The 23,960-nt window shown below is 73.2% G+C and carries 24 protein-coding genes; 16 read left to right on the plus strand and 8 right to left on the minus strand.

What is annotated here, in order from left to right:
• Positions 1 to 93 precede the first annotated feature (93 nt).
• Together ACIQR3_RS08285 and ACIQR3_RS08290 are read left to right on the plus strand one after the other, a co-directional pair.
• Positions 94 to 1,107 carry an NlpC/P60 family protein gene (locus ACIQR3_RS08285; RefSeq protein WP_403535891.1) on the plus strand — a complete coding sequence of 338 codons (1,014 nt, stop codon included), beginning with the start codon at positions 94 to 96 and terminating at the stop codon, positions 1,105 to 1,107.
• Between the two features lie 33 nt (positions 1,108 to 1,140).
• The gene (locus ACIQR3_RS08290; protein WP_403535894.1) at positions 1,141 to 2,328 is read left to right on the plus strand and encodes a hypothetical protein; all 1,188 of its coding nucleotides are present in this window, start codon (positions 1,141 to 1,143) and stop codon (positions 2,326 to 2,328) included.
• Between the two features lie 77 nt (positions 2,329 to 2,405).
• Here the strand turns inward: ACIQR3_RS08290 and ACIQR3_RS08295 are convergent, their stop codons facing one another.
• Positions 2,406 to 3,686 (minus strand): glycosyltransferase 87 family protein, encoded by a 1,281-nt coding sequence (locus ACIQR3_RS08295; protein ID WP_403535896.1) that lies wholly within the window; start codon positions 3,684 to 3,686, stop codon positions 2,406 to 2,408.
• 80 nt (positions 3,687 to 3,766) lie between these two features.
• On the opposite strand from ACIQR3_RS08295, the gene ACIQR3_RS08300 reads away from it, so the two are divergent.
• Entirely contained in the window at positions 3,767 to 4,909 is a 1,143-nt protein-coding gene (locus ACIQR3_RS08300; protein WP_403535898.1) for a glycosyltransferase family 4 protein, read from the plus strand.
• A 99-nt stretch (positions 4,910 to 5,008) separates the two neighbouring features.
• Here the strand turns inward: ACIQR3_RS08300 and ACIQR3_RS08305 are convergent, their stop codons facing one another.
• Positions 5,009 to 6,805: an AMP-dependent synthetase/ligase gene (locus ACIQR3_RS08305; protein WP_403535900.1), complete on the minus strand. Its 1,797-nt coding sequence runs from the start codon at positions 6,803 to 6,805 to the stop codon at positions 5,009 to 5,011.
• A gap of 305 nt (positions 6,806 to 7,110) precedes the next feature.
• Between ACIQR3_RS08305 and ACIQR3_RS08310 the strand changes: the two genes are divergently transcribed.
• The 6 genes from ACIQR3_RS08310 (at position 7,111) to ACIQR3_RS08335 (ending at position 12,166) form a co-directional block, all read left to right on the plus strand.
• Positions 7,111 to 7,917 (plus strand): metallophosphoesterase, encoded by an 807-nt coding sequence (locus ACIQR3_RS08310; protein ID WP_403535902.1) that lies wholly within the window; start codon positions 7,111 to 7,113, stop codon positions 7,915 to 7,917.
• A 121-nt stretch (positions 7,918 to 8,038) separates the two neighbouring features.
• Entirely contained in the window at positions 8,039 to 8,479 is a 441-nt protein-coding gene (locus ACIQR3_RS08315) for an SRPBCC family protein (RefSeq protein ID WP_215165867.1), read from the plus strand.
• A gap of 31 nt (positions 8,480 to 8,510) precedes the next feature.
• Positions 8,511 to 9,683, plus strand: coding sequence for an ArsA family ATPase (locus ACIQR3_RS08320; RefSeq protein ID WP_403535905.1), 1,173 nt, complete (start codon positions 8,511 to 8,513; stop codon positions 9,681 to 9,683).
• Between the two features lie 57 nt (positions 9,684 to 9,740).
• Positions 9,741 to 10,259, plus strand: coding sequence for a DUF5304 family protein (locus ACIQR3_RS08325; protein ID WP_403535908.1), 519 nt, complete (start codon positions 9,741 to 9,743; stop codon positions 10,257 to 10,259).
• A 67-nt stretch (positions 10,260 to 10,326) separates the two neighbouring features.
• A complete protein-coding gene (locus ACIQR3_RS08330; protein WP_403535911.1) occupies positions 10,327 to 11,280 on the plus strand; it encodes an ROK family glucokinase in 954 nt (317 codons plus the stop codon).
• Between the two features lie 136 nt (positions 11,281 to 11,416).
• Positions 11,417 to 12,166 carry an endonuclease/exonuclease/phosphatase family protein gene (locus ACIQR3_RS08335; protein WP_403535914.1) on the plus strand — a complete coding sequence of 250 codons (750 nt, stop codon included), beginning with the start codon at positions 11,417 to 11,419 and terminating at the stop codon, positions 12,164 to 12,166.
• 9 nt (positions 12,167 to 12,175) lie between these two features.
• Here ACIQR3_RS08335 and ACIQR3_RS08340 read toward each other — a convergent pair whose 3' ends face one another.
• Positions 12,176 to 12,817: a hypothetical protein gene (locus ACIQR3_RS08340; RefSeq protein WP_403535917.1), complete on the minus strand. Its 642-nt coding sequence runs from the start codon at positions 12,815 to 12,817 to the stop codon at positions 12,176 to 12,178.
• Positions 12,810 to 13,613: an alpha/beta hydrolase gene (locus tag ACIQR3_RS08345; protein WP_403535920.1), complete on the minus strand. Its 804-nt coding sequence runs from the start codon at positions 13,611 to 13,613 to the stop codon at positions 12,810 to 12,812. The genes ACIQR3_RS08340 and ACIQR3_RS08345 overlap by 8 nt, the downstream gene beginning before the upstream one ends.
• 171 nt (positions 13,614 to 13,784) lie before the next feature.
• Here ACIQR3_RS08345 and ACIQR3_RS08350 point away from each other — a divergent pair, with 171 nt between their 5' ends.
• From ACIQR3_RS08350 to ACIQR3_RS08365, 4 genes are all read left to right on the plus strand, one after another.
• Positions 13,785 to 14,597: a lysophospholipid acyltransferase family protein gene (locus ACIQR3_RS08350; RefSeq protein WP_403536767.1), complete on the plus strand. Its 813-nt coding sequence runs from the start codon at positions 13,785 to 13,787 to the stop codon at positions 14,595 to 14,597.
• Between the two features lie 25 nt (positions 14,598 to 14,622).
• Complete coding sequence (macS, locus tag ACIQR3_RS08355) at positions 14,623 to 15,882, plus strand: MacS family sensor histidine kinase (protein WP_403535923.1); 1,260 nt, start codon at positions 14,623 to 14,625, stop codon at positions 15,880 to 15,882.
• Positions 15,875 to 16,552, plus strand: a complete 678-nt coding sequence (locus ACIQR3_RS08360; RefSeq protein ID WP_403535926.1) for a response regulator — start codon at positions 15,875 to 15,877, stop codon at positions 16,550 to 16,552. The genes macS and ACIQR3_RS08360 overlap by 8 nt, the downstream gene beginning before the upstream one ends.
• 145 nt (positions 16,553 to 16,697) lie before the next feature.
• The gene (locus ACIQR3_RS08365; protein ID WP_403535929.1) at positions 16,698 to 17,693 is read left to right on the plus strand and encodes a 2-hydroxyacid dehydrogenase; all 996 of its coding nucleotides are present in this window, start codon (positions 16,698 to 16,700) and stop codon (positions 17,691 to 17,693) included.
• Here the strand turns inward: ACIQR3_RS08365 and ACIQR3_RS08370 are convergent.
• Both ACIQR3_RS08370 and ACIQR3_RS08375 read right to left on the minus strand, forming a co-directional pair.
• Positions 17,645 to 19,546, minus strand: coding sequence for an anthranilate synthase family protein (locus tag ACIQR3_RS08370; RefSeq protein ID WP_403535931.1), 1,902 nt, complete (start codon positions 19,544 to 19,546; stop codon positions 17,645 to 17,647). The genes ACIQR3_RS08365 and ACIQR3_RS08370 overlap by 49 nt on opposite strands.
• A gap of 99 nt (positions 19,547 to 19,645) precedes the next feature.
• Positions 19,646 to 19,702 (minus strand): trp operon leader peptide, encoded by a 57-nt coding sequence (locus ACIQR3_RS08375; RefSeq protein WP_215167924.1) that lies wholly within the window; start codon positions 19,700 to 19,702, stop codon positions 19,646 to 19,648.
• A 96-nt stretch (positions 19,703 to 19,798) separates the two neighbouring features.
• Between ACIQR3_RS08375 and ACIQR3_RS08380 the strand changes: the two genes are divergently transcribed.
• Both ACIQR3_RS08380 and ACIQR3_RS08385 read left to right on the plus strand, forming a co-directional pair.
• Positions 19,799 to 21,151 (plus strand): class II 3-deoxy-7-phosphoheptulonate synthase, encoded by a 1,353-nt coding sequence (locus ACIQR3_RS08380; protein ID WP_403535934.1) that lies wholly within the window; start codon positions 19,799 to 19,801, stop codon positions 21,149 to 21,151.
• 153 nt (positions 21,152 to 21,304) lie between these two features.
• Complete coding sequence (locus ACIQR3_RS08385; RefSeq protein ID WP_403535937.1) at positions 21,305 to 21,535, plus strand: bacterioferritin-associated ferredoxin; 231 nt, start codon at positions 21,305 to 21,307, stop codon at positions 21,533 to 21,535.
• 49 nt (positions 21,536 to 21,584) lie between these two features.
• Here the strand turns inward: ACIQR3_RS08385 and bfr are convergent, their stop codons facing one another.
• A complete protein-coding gene (gene bfr, locus ACIQR3_RS08390) occupies positions 21,585 to 22,103 on the minus strand; it encodes a bacterioferritin (protein WP_403535940.1) in 519 nt (172 codons plus the stop codon).
• 194 nt (positions 22,104 to 22,297) lie between these two features.
• Here bfr and ACIQR3_RS08395 point away from each other — a divergent pair, with 194 nt between their 5' ends.
• A complete protein-coding gene (locus ACIQR3_RS08395; protein WP_403535942.1) occupies positions 22,298 to 22,945 on the plus strand; it encodes a sulfite oxidase-like oxidoreductase in 648 nt (215 codons plus the stop codon).
• A 48-nt stretch (positions 22,946 to 22,993) separates the two neighbouring features.
• On the opposite strand, the gene ACIQR3_RS08400 is transcribed toward ACIQR3_RS08395, so the two are convergent.
• Complete coding sequence (locus tag ACIQR3_RS08400) at positions 22,994 to 23,878, minus strand: deoxyribonuclease IV (protein ID WP_403535945.1); 885 nt, start codon at positions 23,876 to 23,878, stop codon at positions 22,994 to 22,996.
• Positions 23,879 to 23,960 lie beyond the last annotated feature (82 nt).

The following is a 23,960-nucleotide window of genomic DNA, read 5'->3' on the forward strand; positions in this document are numbered from 1 at the left end:
CTGTGCGGACGCCGAGGCCGTTGGCCGTGGCCTCGCGGCGGGGCTACTGTCTGCCGCGTTTCCCGTCCGCCAGCGGAAGGAGTGCGGCTTCCCGTGGGGTCCCATCGCCGCCTTGCACCAACCGGGTCCGACCGGGGCGCCACCGCCGTGGCCGGCTTCCTGTCCGCCGCCGCAGCCGTCCTGGGCGCCGCCGTACCGGCCGCCGCCGCACCGCACGACGACACCCGTGCCGAGGTGGACCGCCTGCACACGGAGGCCGAGCAGGCGACCGAGGCCTACAACGAGGCCGCCGAGCGCACCGACGCCCTGCGGGAGGAGGTCGGCGTCGTCCAGGACCGGATCGCCCGCCAGCAGGGGCGCATCAACACCATGCGGGACGCGCTCGGTTCGCTGGCCGGCGCCCAGTACCGCTCCGGCGGCCTGGACCCGTCCGTCGCGCTGCTGCTCTCCGCCGACCCGGACGACTACCTCGACAAGGCCGCGGCCCTCGACCGGATCGGCGCCCACCAGGCGGGCGAGCTGCGGCGGTTGCAGCACGCCCTGCGCCACCTCGCCCAGGACCGCGCCGAGGCCGGCCGGACCCTGGAGCGGCTGAACAAGAGCCTGCGCACGGTCGCCGCCCACAAGAAGACCGTGGAACGCAAGCTCGCCGAGGCCCGGCGGCTGCTCAACTCCCTCTCCGCGACCGAACGGGAGGCCGACCGGGCCTCCCGCTCCGGCCGCGCCGGCCTGCCCGACCCGTCCGGCGGCGCCGCCGCCTCGGGCCGCGCGGCGTCCGCCCTCGCCGCGGCGCAGTCCGCCCTCGGCAAGCCGTACGTCTGGGGCGCCAACGGCCCCTCCGGCTTCGACTGCTCGGGCCTGACCCAGTGGTCGTACGCGCAGGCCGGCATCGCCCTGCCGCGCACCTCCCAGGCGCAGGCCGGCGCCGGGCAGCGGGTCCCGCTGGACCAGGCACGCCCCGGCGACCTGGTCGCCTACCGCGACGACGCCAGCCACATCGGGATGTACGCGGGCAACGGCCAGGTGATCCACGCGCCCTACCCCGGCGCCCCCGTGCGCTACGACCCCGTCGGCATGATGCCCGTCTCCTCGGTCACCCGGCCCTGACCGCTCCGGCCCGCCTCCCCGTACCCTCGGGAGATGGCTGGTCGCAGGCGGGTGTCGAGGTCCTCGGTGGTGCTGCTGTGCCTGCTGCTGCTTTCTCCGGTGGCCTGTGGCGGCCGGCCGGCCGCCGACTCCGTCCGCACCGAGGTGCAGGGCGTGCTGGACCGGCGGGCGCGGGCCCTCCTCGACCGGGACCGGGCCGCCTACGCGGCGACCGGCACCCGGGCCGGGTTCGACCGGGTCGGCGCGGTTCCGCTGGCCGACTGGTCCTACCGGGTCGGCGAGGTGACCCGCGCCGGCGCCACCGCCACCGCCGCCGTCGAACTGCGCTACCGCCTCGCCGGGTACGACGCCGGAGCGGTCGGCGCCGGCCGCACCGTCCGCCTGGAACGCGCGGACGGCGCCTGGCGGGTCACCTCCGACCGGCCCGCGGAGAAGGCCGGCCGGCAGCTCTGGGACCAGGGCACGGTCCACGTCGTACGCGGCGCGCACAGCCTCGTCCTGGGGGTCGGCCGGTCCGACGGGGCGCTGCGCGGCTACGCGGCGCTCGCCGACCGCGCGGTGCCGGCCGTGTCGGCGGCCTGGGACGGCGGCTGGGCGGAGCGGGTCGTCGTCATCGTGCCCCGCTCCCTGGCGGACATGGCGGGGCTGCTCGGCTCGCCCGCCTCCTCCTACCGGGGCATCGCCGCGGTCACCACGGGCGAGACCGGCGGCCGGGCCGACGCCCCCGCCGACCGGATCGTCGTCAACCCGGACGCGTACGGCCTGCTCGGCTCGCTCGGCAAGCAGGTCGTGCTCACCCACGAGACCACCCACGTCGCCACCCGCGCCCACACCACCGCCGCGACGCCCCTGTGGCTGTCCGAGGGGTACGCCGACTGGGCCGGCTACCGCGGCACCGGCCGCACCCCCGCCCAGGCCGCCCCGGAACTGGCCCGCGCCGTCGCCGACGGCCGGGTGCCCGACGCCCTCCCGGGCGACGACGACTTCGGTTTCACCGACGACGCGACCGAACTGGCCCGGGCGTACGAGGGCGGCTGGATGGCCTGCCGCCTGATCGCCGAGGAGTGGGGCGAGGCCCGGCTCGACGCGTTCTACCGCGCCGTGGGCGCGCATCCGGAACGCGACGGGGCGGTGGAGGACGCGATGCGCCGGGTGCTCGGGACGACGCCGGAGGATTTCACGTTGCGGTGGGGGGAGTATCTGCGGGAGGAGTTCGGGTGAGGTGAGGTGAGGTGAGGTGAGGTGAGGGGCGGGCCCGTGGGTGGGGTTCGGGTGCGGCCGTACGGTGGGCGGGCTGGTCAGGAGGAGACCGGTGTCCCGCTCGCCCGCGCGGACGGCCGCTCGGGCAGCGGTGCCGGCTCCGAGCCCGGCACCGTCCCGTGCCACAGCACCCGCGCCGCGGCGACCGCGGCCGCCACCAGCAGGCCGTTGCGGACGAACATCAGGGTGACGCCCAGCGTGTCACTGGCGACCACGTGCGCGAACCACAGCGGGAACTCCAGCACCGTCACCGCACTCGCCGCCAGCACCAGCGCGGTCGGCAGCCCCATCCGAGAGGCCCGGAAGCACAGGCACACCGCCCCCAGCCCGATCAGCCACACCATGTACTGCGGACTGATCACCCGGCTGGTCACCGTGAACATCAGCACCGCCGTGAACGCCGCGTCCGCCGCCGTGTGCGCCTCGAACCGCGTGGCCCGCAGCCGCCACAGCAGCAGCCAGCCGAACGCCATCCCGGTCAGCGTCAGCGCCCCCGTGCTCACCCAGTCCACGTACGGGCCGAGGAACTCCACCGAGCCGTAGTTGAGCAGCACCTGCCCGTCCCAGCCGACGTTCCGGGCGACGTGGAAGACCAGCGCGCCCAGCGACTCCACCTCGGTGCCCCGGTCGCGCTGGAACGTCAGGAAGGCGAACGCCCCGGGCATGGCCACCGCGAACGCCCCCGCCAGCACCACGCCGGCGACCACCGCGGCGGCCCAGGAGACGCGCCGCCGCATGCCGAGCAGCAGCAGCGCCGGCCACACCTTCAGCAGCGCGCCCAGCGCCGCCAGCGCCCCCGCCACCCGGGGATGCCGGGCGACGGCGGCCAGCGCGGCCACCGCGACCGCGGTGACCATCAGGTCGTAGCGGGCGTACACCGTCGGACCGAGCAGCGGCACCCCGGCCACCCACACCCAGGCCCCGCGCGGGGTCCCGCCCGGCCGCAGGCCCACCCGCAGCAGCATCCCCAGCACCACCAGGTCCGCCACGCAGACCAGGACGAAGAACGCCGTCGCGTAGTCGAGGAAGGGCAGCAGCCCGGGGGAGAGGATCGCCGTGGCCGCCGCGGGCGGGTACTGCCAGGTGACGTCGTTCAGCGGAAACGTTCCGCTGCGCAGCACCTCGTACCAGCCCTGGTAGATCACCGACACATCGCTGGTGACGTCCGGGCCGGGGAAGACCCACACCTTCAGCACCCACAGAAGCAGCACCAGCCGGGTCGCGCACCAGGCCACCGGAAGCCATGCCAGGGACCGCCCGGTGCTCGTCGTCTCCACGTGTTCCCTGCCCGCCCGTCCGGTGCCGTCCGACGCTGTCATGATGTCCCGAACTGCTGTGTGTCTGCCACACGCACAGCCGGAGGCTGCTGTGAACGGGGGCTTCGATAGGGTCTCGGGCGATGCACAAGACCTTGATCGTGACGAACGACTTCCCGCCCCGCCCCGGCGGCATCCAGGCCTTCCTGCACAACATGGCCCTGCGCCTGGACCCCGACCGGATCGTCGTCTACGCCTCCACCTGGAAGCGCACCCGCGAGGGCGTGGCGGCCACCGCCGCCTTCGACGCCGAGCAGCCCTTCACCGTCGTACGGGACCGTACGACGATGCTGCTGCCGACACCGGGGGCGACCCGGCGGGCGGTCGGGCTGCTGCGGGAGCACGGGTGTACCTCCGTGTGGTTCGGAGCGGCGGCACCGCTCGGGCTGATGGCGCCGGCGCTGCGCGGGGCGGGCGCCGAGCGGATCGTCGCCACCACCCACGGGCACGAGGCCGGCTGGGCCCAGCTGCCCGCGGCCCGGCAGCTGCTGCGCCGGATCGGGGAGGCGACGGACACGATCACGTACCTGGGGGAGTACACGCGCTCCCGGATCGCGGACGCGCTGACCCCGGCCGCCGCCGCGCGGATGGTCCAGCTGCCGCCGGGCGTCGACGAGAAGACCTTCCACCCCGGCTCCGGCGGCGACGAGGTCCGCGCCCGGCTCGGGCTGGCCGGCCGGCCGGTCGTCGTCTGCGTCTCCCGCCTGGTACCGCGCAAGGGCCAGGACACCCTGATCCGGGCGATGCCCCGCGTCCTGGCCGCCGAGCCCGACGCGGTGCTGCTGATCGTCGGCGGCGGGCCGTACGAGCAGGACCTGCGCCGCCTCGCCGCCGAGACCGGCGTCGCCGCCTCGGTCCGCTTCACCGGCTCCGTCCCCTGGTCCGAGCTGCCCGCCCACTACGGCGCCGGCGACGTCTTCGCGATGCCCTGCCGGACGCGGCGCGGCGGCCTGGACGTCGAGGGCCTCGGCATCGTCTACCTGGAGGCGTCGGCGACGGGGCTGCCGGTCGTGGCGGGGGACTCCGGCGGGGCGCCGGACGCCGTGCTCGACGGCGAGACCGGCTGGGTCGTCCGGGGCGGCTCCGCCGAACAGACCGCCGACCGGATCACCACCCTCCTCGCCGACCCGGAGCTGCGCCGCAGGATGGGCGAGCGGGGGCGGCAGTGGGTGGAGGAGCGGTGGCGCTGGGACCTGCTGGCGGAACGCTTGAGAACGCTGCTGTAGCCGACCAGGGGGGCGGGGCCGCGACAGGTGCGGCTCCGCCGCGTGGGCACGGGCGACCACCGGTGACCCGCACCCGCCGACGGCGATCAAGTGGCACGCCTACTTGGCGTAGATCGCCTCGATCTCCCCCGCGTAATCCCGCGCGACCACACCCCGCTTCAGCTTCAGCGACGGGGTCAAGTGCCCCGACTCCTCCGTGAACTGGGCGGGCAGCACCCGGAACTTGCGTACGGACTCCGCCTTGGACACCGCCGCGTTCCCGTCGTCCACCGCCGACTGGATCTCCGCCAGCAGATCGGGGTCGTCCCGCAGGGACTCGGCCGTCGCGCCGGCCGGCTTGCCGTGGTCCGCGCACCAGCGGGCCAGGAACTCCTCGTCCAGCGTGACCAGCGCGCCCACGAACGGCCGCCCGTCCCCGACGACCATGCACTCCGCCACCAGCGCGTGCGCGCGGATACGGTCCTCGATCACCGCCGGGGCGACGTTCTTGCCGCCCGCGGTCACCAGGATCTCCTTCTTGCGGCCGGTGATCCGCAGGTACCCGTCCTCGTCGAGGGTGCCGATGTCGCCCGTGTGGAACCAGCCGTCGGCCAGCGCCTCGGCGGTCGCCTCCGGGTTGTTCCAGTATTCCTTGAACAGGTGCTCCCCGTGCAGCAGCACCTCCCCGTCGTCCGCGATCCGGATCACCGAGCCCGGCAGCGGCTGCCCCACCGTGCCGATCTTCTGCCGGTCCCAGGGGTTGAACGCGGTGGCCGCGCAGGACTCGGTCAGGCCGTAGCCCTCCAGGACGGTGAAGCCGATGCCGCGGAAGAAGTGGCCGAGCCGCTCGCCGAGCGGGGCGCCGCCGGAGATGGCGTACTCGCCGCGCCCGCCGAGGACGGCGCGCAGCTTGCTGTAGACCAGCTTGTCGAAGATCTTGTGCTTGAGCCGCAGGCCGAAGGACGGGCCCGACGCGCCGTCCAGTGCCCGGCTGTAGGCGATCGCCGTGTCCGCGGCCTTGTCGAAGATCTTGCCCTTGCCGTCGGCCTGCGCCTTGGCCCGCGCCGAGTTGTACACCTTCTCGAAGACGCGCGGCACGCCGAGGATCAGCGTGGGCCGGAACGACGCCAGTTCGTCGGTGAGGTTCTTGATGTCCGGCAGGCAGCCCAGCCTGATCGGCGCGAGCATCGGGGCGACCTGCACCAGCCGTCCGAAGACGTGCGCCAGCGGAAGGAAGAGGAGCACGCTGCACTCGCCGGTGCGGAACAGCGGACGCAGCCGCTCCACCACGTTGCCGCACTCCGCGAAGAAGGAGCGGTGGGTGAGGACGCAGCCCTTGGGGCGGCCGGTGGTGCCGGAGGTGTAGACGATGGTCGCCGGGTCGTCGGCCTTGGCGGCCGAGCCGCGCTCCTCGACCGTCTCGTCCGTGACGCCCTGGCCGAGCCGGCGCAGCTCCTCCACGGCCCCGGCCTCGATCTGCCAGACGTGCTTGAGGGCGGGCAGCCCCTCGCGCACCGACTCCACGGCCTCGGCGTGCGCGGCGGACTCCACGACGCACGCGGTGGCGCCGGAGTCGCCGAGTATCCACCCCACCTGCTCCGGCGAACTGGTCTCGTACACCGGCACGGTGACCGCGCCCGCGCTCCAGATCGCGAAGTCGAGCAGCGTCCACTCGTAGCGGGTCCGCGACATCAGGGCGACCCGGTCGCCCGGCTCGACGCCCGCGGCGATGAGCCCCTTCGCGGCGGCGTGCACCTCGGTGAGGAAGTCCCGCGCGGTCACGTCCTGCCAGGCACCTCCCGCCTTGCGGGAGATGACGGCGACATCAGGGTGCTGCGCGGCGTTTCTGCGGACGATGTCGGTCAGATTGCCGTCCGCGGGGACCTCGTACAAAGCGGGAAGGCTGAACTCGCGCAAGACTGCTGCTCCTCATAGGGCGCCGGCGCCACGACGTTGTGTGATGCGACGGTGCGGTCCATGGCTGGGGCGGGTGCTCGGGGGACAAGGGACACGGGTGCGGGGTTTCTGAGCACGACTGGACTGCCTGGACGTTACCCGCCGGTATGGCGTCTTTGACAGGGGGGCCCGGCGAGATGTTCGCTGCGTCACACAGCTGCTGTTCTCTGGGCGCACAGTAGTCGACACGCCGACCGACCAGCCAGTAACCGCAGGTCCGGCCACCACTGTTCACAGGGGACCTGCTGCTCCTACTCTTGATCGCCATGACTTCCACACCGGCCCGGAACGCCCCGGACACGAAGACGCGCGTGCATGTGGTCAGCGACGTGCACGGCAACGCCCGCGACCTCGCCCGGGCCGGTGAGGGGGCGGACGCACTGGTCTGCCTCGGCGACCTCATCCTCTTCCTCGACTACGCCGACCACTCCCGCGGCATCTTCCCGGACCTGTTCGGCGTGGAGAACGCGGACCGCATCGTCGAGCTGCGCACCGCCCGCCGGTTCGCGGAGGCGAAGGAGTTCGGCGCCCGGCTGTGGGCGGGTGTCGAGGAGGACCGCGCCGCCGTGATGGAGAAGGCGGTGCGCAAGCAGTACGCCGAGCTGTTCGCCGCGTTCCCCACCCCGACGTACGCCACCTACGGCAATGTCGACATGCCGGCGCTGTGGCCGGAGTACGCCCGCCCCGGCACCACCGTGCTGGACGGCGAGCGCGTCGAGATCGGCGGCCGGGTCTTCGGCTTCGTCGGCGGCGGCCTGCGCACCCCGATGCGCACCCCCTTCGAGATCAGCGACGAGGAGTACGCCGCGAAGATCGAGGCGGTCGGCGAGGTCGACGTGCTGTGCACGCACATCCCGCCGGAGGTCCCGGAACTGGTCTACGACACGGTGGCGCGGCGCTTCGAGCGGGGCAGCCGGGCGCTGCTCGACGCGATCCGGCGCACCCGCCCCCGGTACGCCCTCTTCGGCCACGTCCACCAGCCGCTGGTGGGGCGGACGCGGATCGGGGCGACCGAGTGCGTGAACGTCGGGCACTTCGCGTCGACCGGCCGGCCGTGGGTGCTGGAGTGGTAGCCGTGCGGGCGGACAGGGGTGACGGCCGTCCTCCTGGTGCGCGGTAGCCTTCACGCTGCACGCACATCCGTACGCGCGTACGCGATGTCTCAACCGGCCCGCATCTGGAGGACCCACCGCGATGGCGGAACACACCAGCTCGAGCATCACGATCGAGGCGGCACCGGCCGACGTCATGGCAGTGATCGCCGACTTCGCCCGCTACCCGGACTGGACCGGCGAGGTGAAGGAGGCCGAGGTGCTCGCCACCGACGGGCAGGGCCGCGCCGAGCAGGTCCGGCTCGTCATGGACGCCGGGGCGATCAAGGACGACCAGACCCTCGCCTACACCTGGGCCGGTGACGACGAGGTCTCCTGGACGCTGGTGAAGTCCCAGATGCTGCGCTCCCTCGACGGCTCCTACCTGCTGCGCCCCGCGGGCACCGGCACCGAGGTCACCTACCGGCTCACCGTCGACGTCAAGATCCCCATGCTCGGCATGATCAAGCGCAAGGCCGAGAAGGTCATCACCGACCGCGCGCTGGCGGGACTGAAGAAGCGGGTGGAGTCGGGCGCCGCCTAGCTCGTCCGGCGCGCAGGTACCGTTCACCCTCATGCGCACCCTCCTGATCATGGGCCCGGGCGGCAGCGGCCGGACGACCGTGGCCGCCGCCACCGCGCTCACCGCAGCCCGGTCCGGAACCCGCACCCTGCTGCTGGGCGCCGACCCCGAGGACACCCTCGGCGCCGCGCTCGGGGTGCCCACCGGCTCCACGCCGGCCGCCGTCGAGGCCAACCTCACCGCCTGGCGGCCCGACCCGGCCCGGGGGTTCCGGGACGGCCTCGCCGCCCTCCAGGACCGCGCCTCCGCCGCCCTCGACCTGCTCGGCGCCGCCCGCCTCGACCCCGAGGAGCTGACCCCGCTGCCCGGCGCCGGGGAACTGGCGCTGCTGCGCGCCCTGCGCGACGCCGCCCTCGCCGAGGAGCACGACCTGCTCGTCGTCGACCTGCCGCCCGCCCCGCGCGCCCTCGCCCTGCTCGCCCTGCCCGAGGAACTCCGCCGCTACCTGCGCCGCCTGCTGCCGCCCGAACGGCAGGCCGCCCGCGCCCTGCGCCCAGTCCTCGGCCGCCTGGCCGGCGTCCCCATGCCCACCGAGGCGCTCTACGAGCACGCCGCCCGCTGGGACCTGGAACTGGCCGCCGTCGAAGCCGTCCTCACCGACCGGGACACCGTCGTCCGGCTGGTCGCCGAACCCGGCCCGGCCGGCCTCGACGCGGTGCGCACCGCCGCCCTCGGCCTGGCCCTGCGCGGCCTGCCCGTGGAACTGCTGGCCGCCAACCGGACCCTGCCCGAGGACGCCCCCGCCGACAGCTGGCTCGCCGGACCCGTCGCCCAGCAGCGCAAGGCCCTGGAGGAGTGGCAGGGCGCCCACGACGTCCGCACCCTGCCCCACCTGGGACACGACCCGCGCGGCACCGACGACCTCGCCGCCCTCGCGGCCCCCGGCGTCAACCCGGACACCGCCCCCGTCGAGTGGCCCGTCACCGACCGGCTCCCCGACGACGGCGTCCTGGTCTGGCACCTCCCGCTGCCCGGCGCCGCCCGCGGCGAACTGGACCTCGTCCGGCGCGGTGACGAACTCGTCGTCACCGCCGGCCCCTTCCGCCGTATCGTTCCGCTGCCGTCCGCGCTGCGCCGCTGCACCGTGGACGGGGCCGCCCTGCGGGAGGGCCGGCTGAGCGTACGGTTCGCGCCCGACCCGCGGCTGTGGCCCCGGAGCCGGTGAAGCCGTGGCGGCCGTTCGGGTAACGTCGTAGGGACGAACCGTAGTCAGGAGTCCGTCATGAGCGAAGAGCTCCCGCAGCCCGGCGCCGCGGGCGACGAGGCCGCCGGACAGGAGCGGTCGGCGGCCGGCGAGCGGCGGGCGGCCGACGCCGACGCCTGGGCGACGGCGGCCGCCGAGGACCTGGAGGCGGAGAAGGCCCGCCGCCGCGCCGCCTACGGGCCGCCCCCCGGCTCGGCCGCCGAGGAACTGCGCCGCCTCGTGGACACCGTGGCCGACAAGCTGTCCGGCCTCCAGGCACCGCTGCTCGGCCCGGTCGCCGGGACCGCCGCCCAGCAGGTGGTCCGGCAGGTCGTCCAGCAGGCCAAGGCCGCCGTCGAACCGGTCATCGAGCGCAACCCGGACGTCTTCGACCACCTCGCGGCGGCCGGCGGCGAACTGCTCGCCGCCTACCGCTCCGCCGTCCAGCGCCAGGAACAGCGCTGGACCAGCCAGGAGCCCGGCCCCCGGGACGGGGACCCGCGGGACGACGAGGGCGGCCCGGACGCCGGTCCCGGCCAGCGCATCGACCTGGACTGACGGGCCCCGGCGGCGGCGCCTCGGGTACGGTTGGCCATAGCGGGGCTCGACCGAAACTGAGGGATTCATGGGACTCACCATCGGCGTCGACATCGGCGGCACGAAGATCGCGGCCGGGGTGGTCGACGAGGAAGGCAACATCCTCTCGACCTTCAAGGTGCCGACTCCCACCACGCCCGAGGCCATCGTGGACGCCATCGCCTCGGCGGTGGAGGGAGCGCGCGCCGGGCACGAGATCGTCGGCGTGGGCATCGGCGCGGCCGGCTACGTCAACCGGCAGCGCTCCGAGGTCTACTTCGCGCCCAACATCGACTGGCGCAACGAGCCGCTCAAGGAGAAGGTCGAGGCCCGCGTGGGCCTCCCGGTCGTCGTGGAGAACGACGCCAACGCGGCCGCCTGGGGCGAGTACAAGTTCGGCGCGGGCAAGGGCCACCGCAACGTCATCTGCATCACGCTGGGCACCGGCCTCGGCGGCGGCATCATCATCGGCAACAAGCTGCGCCGCGGCCACTTCGGCGTGGCCGCCGAGTTCGGCCACATCCGCATGGTGCCCGACGGCCTGCTGTGCGGCTGCGGCTCGCAGGGCTGCTGGGAGCAGTACGCCTCAGGGCGTGCCCTGGTGCGCTACGCCAAGCAGCGCGCCAACGCCACCCCCGAGCGCGCCGAGACGCTGCTCGGCCTCGGCGACGGCAGCCCTGACGGCATCGAGGGCAAGCACATCTCGATGGCCGCCCGGCAGGGCGACCCGGTCGCCGTCGACTCCTACCGCGAGCTGGCCCGCTGGGCCGGCGCGGGCCTGGCGGACCTGGCCTCGCTCTTCGACCCGTCGGCGTTCATCGTCGGCGGCGGTCTGTCGGACGAGGGCGACCTGGTCCTCGACCCGATCCGCAAGTCGTACAAGCGCTGGCTGGTCGGCGCCCACTGGCGCCCGGTGGCGGACGTGATCGCGGCCCAGCTCGGCAACAAGGCCGGGCTCGTAGGAGCAGCGGACCTGGCCCGCGAACCCGACCCGATCATGTAGACAAGCGGTCTTCTCAAGGGACGCGGGGGGCTGTGTCGATGGGCGGCCGGCGCCGCGTGGCGCCGGCCGGCCACGACGTACCGTCAGCCGCGCACGCACCCCCGCGCCCCACCCCCTTGGGCGTACATTGATCGACATGCCGCAGTTCCCCGACTCCCGTACCGAACCCGACGGTTCCGCCGTCGTCCGCGTCCTGAGCTACAACATCCGCTCGATGCGTGACGACACCGACGCCCTCGCCCGCGTCATCGGGGCCTGCGCCCCCGACCTGGTCCTCCTCCAGGAGGCCCCCCGCTTCTTCCGCTGGCGCAAGAAGCTCGCCCGCCTCGCGGCCGCCTCCGGCCAGGTGATCCTCTCCGGCGGCGGCACCGCCGCGGGACCCGCGCTGCTGTGCTCCCTGCGCGCCACCGTCGAGCGCACCGAGGACGTCCTGCTGCCGCTCACCCCCGGCCAGCACCGCAGGGGCTTCGCCACCGCCGTCGTCCGCTTCGGCGGCGCCCGCGTCGGCGTCCTCAGCTGCCACCTGTCCCTCCAGAAGGACGAGCGCTACGAGCAGAGCGGCCTGCTCCTCGACCGGCTCGCCGCCCTCGGTGTCCCGCACGCCGTCGCGGGCGGCGACCTCAACGAGCGCCCCGACGGCCCCGCGTTCCGGCGGATCGCCAAGGACCTCCAGGACTGCTGGGCCACCGCCCCCTGGGGCGACGAGCACACCTCGACCCCCAGCCGCCCGCACCAGCGCATCGACGCCCTCTTCGCCACCCCGGGCGTCGAGGTCCTCGCCTGCGGCGTGCCGCGCGGCCTGCCCGGCGTACGGGAAGACGACCTGAGGGCGGCCACGGACCACCTCCCGGTCCTGGCCGCCCTCAGAATCCCCGCAGGCCGTTAGCGGTCCGCGTCAGACCACCGCACCCCGGCCGGGATCGTCGTCCTCGTCGTCGTCCGTGCGCATCCGCATCACCAGCGTGGCGAAGCCGCCGAGGAAACCGCCGATGCACACGGTCGCCAGCCACCAGGTCATCTCCCAGCCCAGCAGGATCGCCACCAGCAGCAGGAGCGGGCCGCCCAGCACACCGAGCCAGGCGAACCGGGCGGTGACGTCGCCCTCCGGCAGCGGCGGCGGCTCGGGCGGCACGAAGTGGCCCTCGTCGTCCTCGCCGAGGTCGTCCTCGGCGGGCTCGGCCAGGCTGTGGTCGCGCGGACCGATCCCCGGCGCGAACGCGACCGAGCTGCCCAGCGGCTCGGCCGGGGCGGGTTCCCCGGGCTTCTCGGGCTTGTCGGACTTCTCGGCGGGCTCGGGTGCCCCGCCGTCGTCGTTGGTCTCCGGCTCCAGCAGCGCCAGGTCCTCGACCGACTTGAACGGCTTGGCGCCCGGCGGGTCCGGCGGCTCCTCGCCGTAGCCGGCGACGATCGCGGCCCAGGCGGCGTCCTCGTCGAACGGCACGTGCTGCTCCTGCGGGGCGCCCGTGCCCGTACCTTCGCGCTCTGCGCGCTCCCCGCGCTCCTCGCGGTCCTCACGGTCGGAGTCGTGCTCAGCCACCTGCGGCCGTCCCTTCCTTGCCGAGACCGGGCTCCGGCTCCTTGACGAGACCGGGGGCGAGCCGGGCGACGAAGGCGACGCTCTCCGTGTGGATCCGGTCCGCGTCGTGGTCCAACGTCGCCACGTGGTAGCTCTGTTCCAGCAGGATCTCCGTCACGTCCACCGACGACACCCGGCTCAGGATCCGGGCCGAGTCGGCGGGCGGCACCACATGGTCGCGCGGGCTGCGCATCAGCAGCAGCGGCTGGGTGACCTGCGGCAGATCACGGTCGACGACCCGGAAGAAGTCGCGCAGGGAGTACGCCGCGTGCAGCGGCACCCGGTCGTATCCCAGTTCGGCGCTGTTCGGCTTGGCGATGTCGCTGGCGATGCCCTTGGTGGCCGGTACCAGGTGGCGGACGACCGGGAGGGCGTGCGGCGCCAGGCCGTGCATGCGGTTGGCCGGGTTGACGACCATGACACCGCTCACCACGTCACCGTGGCGCGCCGCCAGCCGCAGCGCCAGCGCGCCGCCCATCGACAGCCCCGCCACGAACACCCGGGAGCACCGCTCGCGCAGCACGCGCAGCTCGCGGTCCACCTCGGCGTACCAGTCGGGCCAGCCGGTGAGCTGCATGTCCTGCCAGCGGGTGCCGTGTCCGGGCAGCAGCGGCAGCGCGACCGTCAGACCGTGCCCGGCCAGATGCCGGGCCCAGGGGCGCAGTGACTGCGGGGAACCGGTGAAGCCGTGACAGAGGAGGACGCCCACCTCCCCGCCCTCCTGGCGGAACGGCTCGGCTCCTGCGAGGACCGGCACGTCTTCGACTCCTGTTCGTCAAGGGGCTGGCGCCGCTGGCACGTCGTGGTGCGGGTACTTCACCGTACGCGACCCCACGGACACCGACCAGGGCCGCAGGGCCCTTTGCCGGTGCTCCGGGTTATGGTCTGTGCGACACATACAGGAGGCACTCGGTTGTTGTACGGCGCGATGAAGGTCACCGTCGGCGGTTCGCTGAAGCTAGCCTTCCGACCCTGGGTGGAGGGACTGGAGCACGTTCCCGCCACCGGGCCCGCCATCCTGGCCAGCAACCACCTGTCGTTCTCCGACTCGTTCTTCCTGCCGGCGGTGCTCGACCGCAAGGTCACCTTCATCGCCAAGGCCGAGTACTTCAACACGCCGGGCGTCAAGGGACGGCTGACCGCAGCGTTCTTCAAGGGCGTCGGCCAGCTCCCGGTGGACCGCTCCGGGGCGCGCGGCGCCGGCGAGGCCGCGATCAAGAGCGGCATAGAGGTCCTGGAGCGCGGCGAGCTGTTCGGCATCTACCCCGAGGGCACCCGCTCGCCCGACGGCCGCCTCTACCGCGGCAAGCCGGGCGGCCTCGCGCGCGTGGCGCTCGCCACCGGCGCCCCCGTCCTCCCGGTCGCCATGATCGACACCGAGAAGATCCAGCCGCCGGGCAAGGTGGTGCCCAAGCTGATGCGCCCCGGCATCCGCATCGGCAGGCCGCTGGACTTCACCCGCTACCAGGGCATGGAACACGACCGGTTCGTGCTCCGCGCGGTGACCGACGAGGTCATGTACGAGATCATGAAGCTCTCCGGCCAGGAGTACGTCGACATGTACGCGACCGCCATGAAGCGGCAGCTCGCGGACGCGGCGAAGGCGGAGAAGGAAGCGGAGAAGGAGGCGGCCAGGGAGGCCAAGGAGGCCAGGGCCGCCCTCGCCCGCGCGGAGAAGGAACAGGCCGAGAAGGAGCGCGCCGCGCAGGCGGACGACGGGGACGAGAGCCCCGGGTCCTGACGGGACCCGGACGGGGGTGGGGGAGATGGCCAGGCGCGAGCGGGTCATGCGGATGTCGGTCGAGCAGCCCCTGTGGCGCGCGCTGACCGCCTACCGCGTGCTCACCATGGTCTACGCGATCGGTCTCTTCACCACCGCCTACGAGCACTTCACCCGCCCCTGGCTCGCCATCGGCTACTACGTCGTCCTGGTCGCCTGGACGCTCGCCACCCTGCCGCGGGTCGCGAACGCCGCCGCCTGCACCAAGCGGTTCCTCACCCTCGACCTCACCGTCGCCCTCACCGGCATCCTGCTCACCCCGCTCGCCGACACCCACGAGCGCATCACGGCCGGCGGCCCGACCCTGCCGTCGATATGGACCGCCGGTTCCGTCCTGGCCTTCGCCATCAAGGGCGGCTGGCGCTGGGCCGCCGTCGCCTCCACCCTGGTCGCCGCCGCCAACCTGGTCGAGCGCGGCAGCCCGGCCCGCGACACCGTCCACAACGTCATGCTCGTCTGGGTCGCCGCCATCGCCATCGGCTACGTCGTCGAGGTCGCCCGCGCCTCCGAGCGCACCCTCGCCCGCGCCCTGGAGATCGAGGCCGCCACCCGGGAGCGGGAACGCCTCGCCCGGGACATCCACGACAGCGTGCTCCAGGTGCTGGCCATGGTGCAGCGGCGCGGCGCCGTCCTCGGTGGCGAGGCGGCCGAGCTGGGCCGGATGGCCGGCGAGCAGGAGATCGCCCTGCGCACCCTCGTCTCCGGCGGCCTGGTCCCCGTCTCCCGGGTGTCGGAGGACGCCGCCGACGGCGCCGTCGTACGGGCCGTGGACGAACCCGGGGACCACGACCCGGACGCCCCGGACGCCCCGGCCGACCTGCGCGCGCTGCTCGCCCCGTACGCCGGCGCCCGCGTCAGCCTCGCCGAACCCGGGGCGCCCGTGGAGCTGGCCCCCGCCGCCGCCCGGGAGGTCGCGGCGGCCGTCGGCGCGGCCCTGGACAACGTCCGCGCGCACGCCGGCGAGCACGCGCGCGCGTGGATCCTCGTCGAGGACGAGCCGGACGAGGTGATCGTCACCGTCCGCGACGACGGCCCCGGCATCCCCGAGGGCCGCCTCGCCCAGGCCGAGGGCGAGGGACGGATGGGCGTGGCCCTGTCGATCCGGGGCCGCCTGCGCGACCTCGGCGGCTCCGCCGAACTGATCTCGGTGCCGGGCCAGGGCACGGAGGTCGAGCTGAAGGTACCGAAGGACGCGACGGGCGTGACACACGCGCACGTGCGGGGGAAGGCGGCAGGACATGACTGAACAGCGGGGGCCGATCAAGGTCATGGTGGTCGACGACCACCCCATGTGGCGCGACGCGGTCGCCCGGGACCTGGCCGAGTCCGGCTTCGAGGTGGTCGCCACCGCCGGCGACGGCGACCAGGCCGTACGCCGGGCCAGGGCCGCCGCGCCCGACGTCCTCGTCCTCGACCTCAACCTGCCCGGCAAACCCGGCGTCCAGGTCTGCAAGGAGGTCGTCGGCGCCGACCCCCGGGTGCGCGTCCTGGTGCTGTCCGCGAGCGGCGAGCACGCCGACGTCCTGGAGGCGGTGAAGTCCGGCGCCACCGGCTATCTGCTGAAGTCCGCCTCGACCGGCGAACTCCAGGACGCCGTCCGCCGCACCGCCGCCGGCGACCCCGTCTTCACCCCGGGCCTGGCCGGACTCGTCCTCGGCGAGTACCGCCGCCTCGCCTCCGAACCGGCCCCCGCCCCCGACACCGACACCCCCGGCGCGCCCCGCCTCACCGACCGCGAGACCGAGGTACTGCGGCTGGTCGCCAAGGGCCTGAGCTACAAGCAGATCGCCGAACGCCTGGTCATTTCCCACCGCACCGTCCAGAACCACGTCCAGAACACCCTCGGCAAACTCCAGCTGCACAACCGCGTGGAACTGGTGCGGTACGCGATAGAGCGGGGTCTGGACGACGCGTGACCCGCGGGTCCGGACGACGCGTGACCCGCGGGCCCGGACGGCGCCTGACCCGCGGGCCCGGCCGAGCGGCACCGCCGCGCCGGGCGCCCTGTGGCCGGGCGCCCTATATTCGGGAGCACCAGCCCAGCGAGACGGGAGCGTCCGCGTGGAGATCCTCGCCTTCGGGGTGCAGGCCGACGAGCAGCCCCTCATCGAACGGGCCTTCGCGGGCCGCGCCGAGGTCCGCTGCCTCGACGTCTTCCTCAACGAGGACACCGCCCCCATCGCCGCCGGCCACGAGACCGTCTCCACGTCGGTCAACGCCGACCTCGGCGCGTCCGTCCTGGAGATCCTCGCGGCGGGCGGCACCCGGATGGTCGCCCAGCGCTCCACCGGCTTCAACAACATCGACCTGGACACCGCCGAGCGCCTCGGCCTGACCGTCGCCCGGGTGTCGTCCTACTCGCCGTACTCGGTCGCCGAGTTCGCCTGGGCGCTCGCGATGGCCGTCAACCGCCGTATCGTGCGCGCCTCCACCCGCACCCGTGACTTCGACTTCCGCCTGAACGGCCTGATGGGCCGCGACATGCACGGCCGCACCGCGGGCGTCCTCGGCACCGGCAGGATCGGCGAGGCGTTCGCGCGGATCGCGCACGGCTTCGGCATGCGGCTGCTCGGCTGGGACGCGGTGGAGAACCCCGCCTGCCTGGAGCTGGGCATGCGCTACGTCCCCAAGGACGAACTCCTCGCCGCCTCCGACCTGGTCACCCTGCACGTCCCCCTGATGCCGGAGACCCGCCACCTGATCGACGCCGCCGCCCTGAAGGTGATGCGGGACGACGCGATCCTGGTCAACTCCAGCCGCGGCGGTCTCGTCGACACCGCCGCCCTCGTCGGCGAGCTGCGCGCGGGCCGCTTCACGGGCGTCGGCCTGGACGTGTACGAGGCGGAGGCGGGCCTGTTCTTCCTCGACAAGTCCCTCACGGCCGTCGAGGACGACACCCTGGCCCGCCTCGTCACCTTCCCGAACGTCCTGGTCACCTCGCACCAGGCGTACTACACCGAGGACGCCGTCGGCCAGATCGTCGACGCCACGGTGAAGAACGTCCTGGACTACCGGGCCGGCCGCCGCTCGGAGAACGTGCTCGTGCCGCGCAGCTGACCCACCAGCTCCCGCACCACCGTCGCGCCGTTCAGCGACAGCACCGACTCGGGGTGGAACTGCACGGACGCGAAGCCGGCCCCGCGCAGCGCGTGCACCTCCCCGCCCGCCGACCGGCTGACCTCGATCCCGTGCGCGGCCAGCTCCTCGTACTCCTCGTCGTCGCAGCACGCCACGAAGCTGTTGTAGAAGCCGACGGTCTCCCGCCGCCCGAACAGGTCGATCTCCGTCTGCGCCCCCTGGTACGGCACTTCCTTCCGTACGATGTCCAGCCCCAGCTCGGCCGCGATCAGCTCGTGCCCGAGGCAGACCCCGAGCACCCCGTGCCGGTGCTCGCGCACGAGGCCGGCGGTGAGCGAGCGCAGCAGCCGCATCTTGGGATCGGCCAGGTCGGCGGGGTTGCCGGGGCCCGGCCCGAGCACCACCGGCCCGGCAGCGTGCCCGAGCACCGCCGCCCGCAGCCCCGGCTCGTCGTACCGCCGGACGGTCACCTCCAGACCGCCCGAGCGCAGCACGTGCGCCAGCATCGCCGTGAAGGTGTCCTCCCCGTCGACGACCAGGGCGTGCCCGGTCAGCTCCCCGGAGCGCTCCTGCATCCGCAGCCAGAACGGCGCCAGCGACGAGCGGCGCCCGTCCAGCGCGGCGCGCACCCGGGGGTCGTCGGCCAGCCCGGGCCGCGTGGTGTCCCGGCCGGGCCGTCCCGGCCGTACGCCGAGGGCGGCGAGCACCCCGGCCGCCTTGGCGTGGGTCTCCGCGACCTCGCCGGCCGGGTCGGACCCGCGTACCAGCGTCGCCCCGACCGGCACCCGCAGCCGCCCGTCCGCGTCGATGTCGGCGGTCCTGATGAGGATCGGTGAGTCGAGGGTCTGGGCGCCTCCGGAGTCCCGCCCGATCAGCGCCAGCGCCCCCGCGTAGTAGCCCCGCCCGCCGTCCTCGTGCCGCTCGATGACCCGGCAGGCGTTCTGCACCGGCGACCCGGTCACCGTCGCCGCGAACATCGTCTCCCGCAGCACGTCCCGCACGTCCAGCGAGGACTTCCCGCGCAGCTCGTACTCGGTGTGCGCGAGGTGCGCCATCTCCTTCAGGCGCGGTCCGACGACGACGCCGCCCATGTCGCCGACGGTGCACATCATCTTCAGCTCCTCGTCGACCACCATCGACAGCTCCTCGATCTCCTTGGCGTCGGCGAGGAAGCCGAGCAGGTGCTCGGGGGTGGGGCCCTCGGCGGGATAGCGGTACGTGCCGCTGATCGGGTTCATGACGACCGTGCCGCCGCTCATCCGCACGTGCACCTCGGGACTGGCCCCGACCAGCGTGCGGTCCCCGGTGTGCACCACGAACGTCCAGTACGCGCCCCGCTCGCCCGCGAGGAGCCGCCGGAACAGCGCCAGCGCGTCGGCCCGCCCGAAACCCCGGATCCCGCCCCGGTAGGTCCGCCGGATCACGAAGTTGGCGCCCTCGCCCCGCCCGATCTCCTCGTCCAGCACCCGCCCGACGATCCCGGCGTACTCCGCGTCACCGACGTCGAAGCCGCCGCCCTCGACCCGGACGTCGTGCACGGGGAGCTGTTCCATGGCGGCGGCGAGGGGGATCTCGTACCGCTCCTCGGGGGTGAGCGCCAGCAGCGGGGTGCCGTCGTCGCGGACGTCGAAGCCGCGCTCGCGGATCTGCCGGAAGGGGATCAGCGCCAGGCAGTCGTCGGGGAGGCCGGCGAGCCGGTCGTACTCCGCCACCGGCCCGCGCAGCAGTTCCACCGTCTCCTGGTCATGGCCAGGGGTGCGGCGCCGCAGCAGGGCGAAGGGGCGGGGGTCGTCGAGCAGAGCGGGCAGGAGGCTGGCCACGGGTCGGTCCATCGGTCGTCGTGTTCCCTCGGTGAAGGAGAGACGGACCCGGAGCCGGAAACACCGAAGGCCGCCTCTCGGGCGGCCTTCGCGAAGTCTGAGTACGCGCAGTCAGCGGGCCGCCGGAGGAGCGGTCCACCACCAGTTCTGGGTCGAGTGCGCGAACATGCCACGCACCCTACCGCATGCCCACGCTGCGTATCCGTCGTCTCATTTTCTGGTCACCGGCCGGAGGGCCCGACATCACCCCGTAATGTTGAGGTCGTGACCGTGAACGCTAAGACCAGCGCGAGCGCTGGCAACACCTGGCGAGACCTGCCCGCGGCGCAGCAGCCCGAGTACCCCGACACCGAGGCTCTGCGCGCAGTCGTTGCGGAGCTGGAGTCGTATCCGCCGCTCGTCTTCGCGGGCGAGTGCGACCAGCTGCGCGCCCGGATGGCGGCCGTCGCCAAGGGAGAGGCGTTCCTCCTCCAGGGCGGCGACTGCGCCGAGGCGTTCGACGGGGTCTCGGCCGACCACATCCGCAACAAGCTCAAGACGCTGCTCCAGATGGGCGCCGTCCTCACCTACGCCGCGTCCGTGCCGGTCGTGAAGGTCGGCCGGATCGCGGGCCAGTACTCCAAGCCGCGCTCCAAGCCGACCGAGACCCGCGACGGCGTGACGCTGCCGACGTACCGGGGCGACTCGGTCAACGGCTTCGACTTCACCGAAGAGGCCCGCATCCCGGACCCCGAGCGGCTGAAGCGGATGTACCACGCGTCCGCCTCCACGCTGAACCTGGTGCGCGCCTTCACCACCGGCGGCTACGCCGACCTGCGCCAGGTGCACGCCTGGAACCAGGACTTCGTGAAGTCGTCCCCGTCCGGCCAGCGCTACGAGCAGCTCGCCCGGGAGATCGACAACGCGCTGAACTTCATGCGGGCCTGCGGCACCGACCCGGAGGAGTTCAAGACCGTCGAGTTCTACGCCTCCCACGAGGCGCTGCTGCTCGACTACGAGTCCGCCCTGACCCGCGTGGACTCCCGTACGGGCCAGCTGTACGACGTCTCCGGGCACATGGTGTGGATCGGTGAGCGCACCCGGCAGATGGACCACGCGCACATCGAGTTCGCCTCGAAGATCCGCAACCCGATCGGCATCAAGCTCGGCCCGTCGACCACGGCCGAGGAGGCGCTGCAGTACATCGAGCGCCTCGACCCCGAGCGCGAGCCCGGCCGGCTGACCTTCATCGTCCGGATGGGTGCGGACAAGATCCGCGACAAGCTCCCGGAGCTGGTGGAGAAGGTCACCGCGTCCGGTGCCTCGGTCGCCTGGGTGACCGACCCGATGCACGGCAACACCTTCGAGGCCGCCTCCGGCCACAAGACGCGCCGCTTCGACGACGTGCTCGACGAGGTCAAGGGCTTCTTCGAGGTCCACAAGGAGCTGGGCACCCACCCCGGCGGCATCCACGTGGAGCTGACCGGCGACGACGTCACCGAGTGCGTGGGCGGCGGCGACGAGATCTTCGTCGACGACCTGCACCAGCGCTACGAGACGGCCTGCGACCCGCGGCTCAACCGCAGCCAGTCGCTGGACCTGGCGTTCCTGGTGGCGGAGATGTACCGGGACCAGTAGGGAAGCCGCTTCGCGGAAGTAAATGGGGCGCGGGTCACATACGATCCGCGCCCCCTTCGCTTTTGCGGTACCTGAGGGATGGGTAAGGTTAGGTTTGCCTCACCGGCACGGCCGGTAGGGCGCGACCATGACCCCGCCCGGGAGGTGAACCGCGTGTTCGTCTGCTCTTGCTTCGGTGTGACCGAGGAACAGGTGAGGGCCCACGCGGACGCCGGCGCCTGCACGCCCCGGCAGATCGCCTCCGCCTGCAAGGCCGGCACCGACTGCGGCGGCTGTGTCCGACGCATCCAGGCGCTGCTCGGCCGCGGCGCCTGCCCCCGCCGGCAGCTGATCGACCAGGGTGCGCCGACCCCGCTGACGGCGGAGCTTCCGGACGCCGCCTGAGCCGTCCCGGTGCCTTCCCGGTACCTTCCCGGCTCTCGGCGGAGCCTTCTCAGTGGGTCGAGAAGCCGCCGGTGCCCGGTCCTGACGCGTCCGGCTGGGACTGCTCGATCACCGTCGACAGGTACAGCGACTCGCCCAGCTTCTCGATCAGTTCGAGCTGGGTGTCCAGGTAGTCGATGTGGTGCTCCTCGTCGGCGAGGATCGCCTCGAAGACGTTCGCGGACGTGACGTCGTTCTTGCTCCGCATCACCGCGATGCCCCGGCGCAGCCGGTCGATGGCCTCGACCTCGATCTCCCGGTCCGCCTGGAACATCTCGGTGACCGTCTGCCCGACCCGGACGTGGAAGAGCCGCTGGTAGTTCGGCAGACCGTCCAGGAGCAGGATGCGGTCGGTGAGGACCTCCGCGTGGCGCATCTCGTCGAAGGACTCGCGTCGCGTGTACTCGGCGAGCTTCGTCCAGCCCTTGTGGTCCTGCAGCTTCGAATGCAGGAAGTACTGATTGATCGCGGTCAGCTCGGCGGTCAGCTGCTCGTTGAGGAATTCGATGACCTCGGGGTCGCCCTGCATCGCAGAGGCTCCTTCCATACGAAAACTGGCAGGTTGCGCCGCATGATTGCATTGGTTCCGAAGATCGTCCAGTAAGTCTGCACTTAGTAAGTAAGTCCTGGCTTAGTGAATTTTGTGGTTTATTGCCGGAATTCAAGACTGACTTTAAATGGGCCCGTTCTCGGACAACGGCCCCGGTCTGTCAGGATGGAGACATGGGTCAGCCGGTGGGACGCGAGTCGGGAGAAGGTGCTTCGAGAGGGGCGGCACAGCCCGATCTCCCGCCGGGGCAGCGGCTCCAGCGCGGCTGGCCGGTCACGCACTACGGGCCGGTCCCCAAGTTCCGGCCCGAGCGCTGGGAGTTCCGGGTCTTCGGCGCCACCGCCGACGGCGAGAAGCACTGCTGGAACCACGAGGAGTTCACCGCCCTGCCGTACACCACGGTCGTGGGCGACCTGCACTGCGTGACGAAGTTCAGCATGCTCGGCGCCGAGTGGGGCGGCGTCCCCGCCCGCACGGTCCTCGACATCGCCCCGCCCGCCCCCTCCGTCACCCATGTGATGGTGTGGGCGGAGTACGGCTTCAGCTCCAACCTGCGCCTGTCCGACTTCGCGGCCGAGCGCACCCTCTTCGCCACCCACAAGGACGGCGAACTGCTCACCGCCGAGCACGGCTTCCCGCTCCGGCTGGTCGTGCCGCACCTGTACGCCTGGAAGGGCCCCAAATGGGTCCGCGGCGTCGAGTACATGACCGCCGACCGCCGCGGCTTCTGGGAGGAGCGCGGCTACCACAACATCGGCGACCCGTGGCGCGAGCAGCGCTACTCCTACCAGGAGGAGCCGGGGGAGGGGCCGGAGCTGTAGGGGCCCCGGCGGTAGGGGCCCCGGTTGCGGGGGCCCGGACGGAGGGCCTCAGCCGTCCCGGAGCTTCTTCAGGCGCTCCACGTCCGCCGCGTGCCCCTCCTTGCCGCCGGGCGTCTCGATGACCAGCGGTACGCCCGCGGTCGCCGGGTGCGCCATCAGTTCGCGGAACGGGTCCTCGCCGATGTGACCGGCGCCGATGTTGGCGTGCCGGTCCTTGTGGGCGCCGGCCACGTCCTTGGAGTCGTTGGCGTGGATCAGCTTCAGCCGGCCCTCGCCGACGGTGTCCACCAGCAGGTCCAGGGTCTGCCGCATGCCGTCCGGGCCGGCCAGGTCGTGCCCGGCGGCGAAGACGTGGCAGGTGTCCAGGCAGACGCCCAGCTTCGGGTGGGCGTCCAGCGCCTCGAAGTACGGCCCGAAGTCCCAGGTCCGGGCGCACAGCGAGGCGCCCTGCCCGGCGGTCGACTCCAGCAGCAGGTACGGGTCGTCGTCGTGGGTCAGCTCGTCCAGGAGCGGCAGCAGGCGCTCCCGTACCTGCGCCAGCGCCACCGCCCGCTCCCGGCCGCCGGTGGCGCTGCCGGTGTGCACCACCACGCCGAGGGCGCCGATCTCCCGGCCCCGGCGCAGCGAGTGCCGCAGCGACTCGACCGACTTCTCCGCGGTCGCCTCGGTGTGCGAGCCGAAGTTGATCAGGTACGGGGCGTGGACGTAGGCGGGGATCGACTCCGCCGCGCAGGCCGCGCGGAACGCCTCGTCCTGCTTCGGGTTGCCGACGGGGGTGGCCCAGCCGCGCGGGTTGGCGACGAAGACCTGGACGGCCTCGGCCTTCAGGTCACGGGCGTAGGGCAGGCCCACGGAGTGCAGGCCGCCGGCGACGGGGACGTGGGCGCCGACGGGGTTGCGGCGGGCGGGCGGGGGCGAAGGTGGTGTGCTCATGTCCTGGTCCAGGATGCCAGGCCGGCTCGGGGTCGCCGTCAGTGGATCTTCAGTGGACGGTCGCGCGGCCGGTCGCGCGACC

This window comes from Streptomyces sp. NPDC090994 (assembly GCF_044768905.1).
GTDB lineage: Bacteria > Actinomycetota > Actinomycetes > Streptomycetales > Streptomycetaceae > Streptomyces.

Bases quoted from the DNA above. Each gene is read 5' to 3' on its own strand.
- ACIQR3_RS08290 (WP_403535894.1), top strand. From the start codon at position 1,141: ATGGCTGGTCGCAGGCGGGTGTCGAGGTCCTCGGTGGTGCTGCTGTGC.
- ACIQR3_RS08295 (WP_403535896.1), bottom strand. From the start codon at position 3,686: ATGACAGCGTCGGACGGCACCGGACGGGCGGGCAGGGAACACGTGGAG.
- ACIQR3_RS08300 (WP_403535898.1), top strand. From the start codon at position 3,767: ATGCACAAGACCTTGATCGTGACGAACGACTTCCCGCCCCGCCCCGGC.
- ACIQR3_RS08310 (WP_403535902.1), top strand. From the start codon at position 7,111: ATGACTTCCACACCGGCCCGGAACGCCCCGGACACGAAGACGCGCGTG.
- ACIQR3_RS08315 (WP_215165867.1), top strand. From the start codon at position 8,039: ATGGCGGAACACACCAGCTCGAGCATCACGATCGAGGCGGCACCGGCC.
- ACIQR3_RS08320 (WP_403535905.1), top strand. From the start codon at position 8,511: ATGCGCACCCTCCTGATCATGGGCCCGGGCGGCAGCGGCCGGACGACC.
- ACIQR3_RS08325 (WP_403535908.1), top strand. From the start codon at position 9,741: ATGAGCGAAGAGCTCCCGCAGCCCGGCGCCGCGGGCGACGAGGCCGCC.
- ACIQR3_RS08330 (WP_403535911.1), top strand. From the start codon at position 10,327: ATGGGACTCACCATCGGCGTCGACATCGGCGGCACGAAGATCGCGGCC.
- ACIQR3_RS08335 (WP_403535914.1), top strand. From the start codon at position 11,417: ATGCCGCAGTTCCCCGACTCCCGTACCGAACCCGACGGTTCCGCCGTC.
- ACIQR3_RS08350 (WP_403536767.1), top strand. From the start codon at position 13,785: ATGAAGGTCACCGTCGGCGGTTCGCTGAAGCTAGCCTTCCGACCCTGG.
- macS (WP_403535923.1), top strand. From the start codon at position 14,623: ATGGCCAGGCGCGAGCGGGTCATGCGGATGTCGGTCGAGCAGCCCCTG.
- ACIQR3_RS08360 (WP_403535926.1), top strand. From the start codon at position 15,875: ATGACTGAACAGCGGGGGCCGATCAAGGTCATGGTGGTCGACGACCAC.
- ACIQR3_RS08370 (WP_403535931.1), bottom strand. From the start codon at position 19,546: ATGGACCGACCCGTGGCCAGCCTCCTGCCCGCTCTGCTCGACGACCCC.
- bfr (WP_403535940.1), bottom strand. From the start codon at position 22,103: ATGCAGGGCGACCCCGAGGTCATCGAATTCCTCAACGAGCAGCTGACC.
- ACIQR3_RS08395 (WP_403535942.1), top strand. From the start codon at position 22,298: ATGGGTCAGCCGGTGGGACGCGAGTCGGGAGAAGGTGCTTCGAGAGGG.
- ACIQR3_RS08400 (WP_403535945.1), bottom strand. From the start codon at position 23,878: ATGAGCACACCACCTTCGCCCCCGCCCGCCCGCCGCAACCCCGTCGGC.